Source organism: Bacillus sp. SRB_8 (genome assembly GCF_003264205.1).
Taxonomy (GTDB): domain Bacteria; phylum Bacillota; class Bacilli; order Bacillales; family Bacillaceae_G; genus Bacillus_A; species Bacillus_A mycoides.
This window is the reverse complement of the sequence record NZ_NADT01000106.1, coordinates 1-3,179: the sequence shown is the minus strand read 5'-3', so window position 1 is coordinate 3,179 and position 3,179 is coordinate 1. Positions and strand designations below refer to the sequence as shown.

Below are 3,179 nucleotides of genomic sequence, written 5' to 3'. Positions count from 1 at the left end.
GAAAGTAAACTTTTAGATAGAAGTTTACTTCCAGATACCATAAAAAAAGACAGCTTTAACTGAATAAGCTATCTTTTTCATTTCACCTAAGTTTCCACTAATTTGTTGGTTTTAAAAACTTAAATACTAATAATAAAAAGCTAAATAAAATAAAAACTTGAGCGTCTTGACTAGGATTGCCATCATAACTATCTTGTATCTCAGTAATTAATTCATGTGCTTTCATTTATCTCATCTCCTTTTGGTCTATTTAATTTATTAAAACAACAAATTTTGAATTCCTCTTTATAACTTAATATTATAATTATAATATAAAAACTGGAAATATCTATAAAATCCACCTTAAATTAACCTTAAATAATTAGACCTTTTTATCATTCATCAATGTAAACTTTTCAATATTAGTTTACTTTCATTCCCTTGATTTTATTGAATTTATCGTAACTTACCCATTCCCTCCAAAATCACTAATAAAAGTATACATTCAAAACATAATAAATAAAGAGGTTAGAGCATTATGGACAAAAAAGAAAAAAGCTAGATCCATGCTAACTTTTTTTACATAATTCTCATTATCGGTAGTTTAATTTACATTGTTTACCTGTTTTTTGATTTCATTTTTACCAATTTGATAACCTGAAATTGCCCCTAATATCAATAAGTAAAAAACACTCCATTCAAATTTACCTGTAACAAAATTAAATACTAAACTACATACAAATGCCCCAATAATAAATAAAAATAATTGATTAAATTTCATCATTAACGCTCCCTTTTAATTAACAAATCAAGAACATAAGTATATTCTCGATAAAAGTAAGGAAACCCTTTTATATAACGTGTTTTTACCAAGTTAACATAACACCACTTATCGGTATTCACTGTATCTAAAAACCTAGAAAAAGTCCCTTCGAATCTTCTTAAGGGACTTTTCGTTCACATAATCAATTGTTATTGGAATTTCTTTATTTATAAGTTAAACTCATGGAAATCTGCCGATCTACAAAACCAAATTCTTTATATAGTTCTCTTGCAAAGTTCATTGCATGAACATTTAATCGTATTTCTTTATGTCCTTTTAAAGACAACTCATCTAATCCTGCTTTCATCAATTTCTTTGAAAGCTTTTGACCACGATACTCTGGTAAAACGTATAATTCGTAAATGAATCCTACACTCTCTTGTGAAAAATAATCTTTACCACTGCCAATTAGAATCCATCCCTTTAAGTCATCATTTAGATTGTCATTGTCTTTGAGTACTAAGTAGTATGCTCCTTGTTCTAATGTTGTTTGTATAATTTCTTTTACTCGTTTTTGTGTAGGTTTAAAAGTCTTGACTGTTCCTTCGTATAGAGCATTATCTGATTTTGCTAGAATTTCATTCAGATCATTTTCACTAGCTTGTTTAATCATATTTTTCCCCTTTGTTTACATAAATTTCGTTATCGGAAGTTATTTTGTATATTAGTATTCTTGTTCGATGTTTTTAAAAACTTTGGAAATAGTTTATAAATCAGGTTCCAGAATAAACATCCCAATAATGTTCCAACGGTGTTCAATATTACATCGTCTATATCTGATGAACGTCCTGACGGAAAGACATATTGGATAAATTCAATTAACAGAGAAAATATAAAGCCTATCATTGTCACTTGATAAATAGAAAGTTTTGTGTGATTTTTCCATAATAAGGTGAAGCCAAATGGCATAAATAGGATTATGTTAAACAATATATTTTTAATAGGAACCATAATATCGACATAATTGGTCATTAACTTATACATACCAATAAAAGGGATTAAGTTTACTACTCTAATTTGTTCCATCCCTATATGTCTTGGTGTAACAGTAATCAGTAAAATGGCAATTATCGAGAGAGGGAAAATTATGTTCATAATGATTGTGTTTTTATGTACAACTGTTTCATTCCCCTTCTTTTTTACTAATACAATTGCAATTGCACATACAATAACGGTTGCAATTAAAAACAGGGGAATTGCATATCCAAAAGATCTCCATAACTGTGTCATATCTTTCCATCCTTTTTATTCCATTTTAGCATATTTAAAGATATAAAAGTAAAATGTATATCTTATACATGCTTAGTTAACATAACGTCCTATTATCGGTAGCAAGGAAAAGGAGGAACCGTACTCTCTCAAGGGAACCTCCTTTTTTCGTTCTATGGACCTATGCATTTTTTTATACATTCCTATTCTGGTGCGGTTTTAGGTTTCTCGATTGTTGTTGGATCAACCAAAAAACTGTATTAAATCTTGCATGCTCCTAGGGGTCACTATATATGAGCACTACGTATTTGACTTTCTCAATGACCAACATTACTTAACGTGGTAAAATAGTATTCGGATGGGAATCCAATGTTATTAAAATTAAAGTGGTTATCAAGTCGGAGGAAGGCACCTTAGGGTGTCTTTTCTTTTTAAAATATATAAGCGCACCATCCCTTTCCTAATAGAGGCCCCCCTCATGCCTCCTTACAGGGAGAATGATACGGCATTTTTTATTTACCCAATTACCGAGCTCTCAAATGTTTGAAATAGTTACAATACATGTATTGCTTCAATAACATATGATCATTCTTAAGAATGTCATTGAAATGTACCAATAGATTCTAGTGCAGCAAAATAAATTGTGCTATGATGTGAGCAAATATAAAGCTATCTAACGGAGGGATTCACATGCCGCATGTTGTGTTTCGTGGAATTACTACTGAACAATTAAAACGTATAAGCAAGCCATTAGTAGAAGAGCTCGCAGAGATTTGTGAGTGTGGTACGGATAATTTTACGTTGGAACTACCAAGTTCTACGTTTGTATTCAATGGAGAAGAAATAGAAGCGTTTCCTCTTATTGAAGTGAAATGGTTCGAGCGTGGACAGGAAATTCGTGATCGATTTGCCAAGGCCATTACTACATATGTAATGGATTTTGGACTTCCAGAAGTAGAGGTTGTATTCACGGTTTTCACAGAATCAGCGTATTATATTAACGGGAAGCATTGTGCAAGTTAGAGCTATTTCAAAGATTTTTGTAACATTTATAAGGGGTAGAACCACACATCCATCAACTTAAGGATTTAGACTATTCTTGAAGTTAAAAGCACGTTACTATTCTCTTATGTTAATAAGAAAGGGTGACGTGCTTTTTATGAATATG

General features: G+C 30.9%; 5 protein-coding genes. 1 reads left to right on the top strand and 4 read right to left on the bottom strand.

Annotated features, from left to right (window positions below; genetic code table 11):
• Positions 1-97 precede the first annotated feature (97 nt).
• The 4 genes from B5P40_RS33960 to B5P40_RS32045 all read right to left on the bottom strand — a co-directional run bounded on the left by B5P40_RS33960 (position 98) and on the right by B5P40_RS32045 (position 2,032).
• Positions 98-226, bottom strand: coding sequence for a hypothetical protein (locus B5P40_RS33960; protein WP_002193554.1), 129 nt, complete (start codon positions 224-226; stop codon positions 98-100).
• A 357-nt stretch (positions 227-583) separates the two neighbouring features.
• On the bottom strand, positions 584-760 hold the full coding sequence (locus tag B5P40_RS32055) for a hypothetical protein (RefSeq protein ID WP_000671487.1): 177 nt from the start codon (positions 758-760) through the stop codon (positions 584-586).
• Between the two features lie 205 nt (positions 761-965).
• Positions 966-1,415 carry a GNAT family N-acetyltransferase gene (locus tag B5P40_RS32050; protein ID WP_113710534.1) on the bottom strand — a complete coding sequence of 150 codons (450 nt, stop codon included), beginning with the start codon at positions 1,413-1,415 and terminating at the stop codon, positions 966-968.
• Between the two features lie 29 nt (positions 1,416-1,444).
• Positions 1,445-2,032 (bottom strand): VanZ family protein, encoded by a 588-nt coding sequence (locus B5P40_RS32045; protein ID WP_002193532.1) that lies wholly within the window; start codon positions 2,030-2,032, stop codon positions 1,445-1,447.
• 669 nt (positions 2,033-2,701) lie between these two features.
• On the opposite strand from B5P40_RS32045, the gene B5P40_RS32040 reads away from it, so the two are divergent.
• The gene (locus B5P40_RS32040) at positions 2,702-3,034 is read left to right on the top strand and encodes a DUF1904 family protein (protein ID WP_001120967.1); all 333 of its coding nucleotides are present in this window, start codon (positions 2,702-2,704) and stop codon (positions 3,032-3,034) included.
• Positions 3,035-3,179 lie beyond the last annotated feature (145 nt).

What these genes read in the sequence shown, in the direction of transcription:
- B5P40_RS33960 (WP_002193554.1), bottom strand. Translation starts at nt 226, where the DNA reads ATGAAAGCACATGAATTAATTACTGAGATACAAGATAGTTATGATGGC.
- B5P40_RS32055 (WP_000671487.1), bottom strand. Translation starts at nt 760, where the DNA reads ATGAAATTTAATCAATTATTTTTATTTATTATTGGGGCATTTGTATGT.
- B5P40_RS32050 (WP_113710534.1), bottom strand. Translation starts at nt 1,415, where the DNA reads ATGATTAAACAAGCTAGTGAAAATGATCTGAATGAAATTCTAGCAAAA.
- B5P40_RS32045 (WP_002193532.1), bottom strand. Translation starts at nt 2,032, where the DNA reads ATGACACAGTTATGGAGATCTTTTGGATATGCAATTCCCCTGTTTTTA.
- B5P40_RS32040 (WP_001120967.1), top strand. Translation starts at nt 2,702, where the DNA reads ATGCCGCATGTTGTGTTTCGTGGAATTACTACTGAACAATTAAAACGT.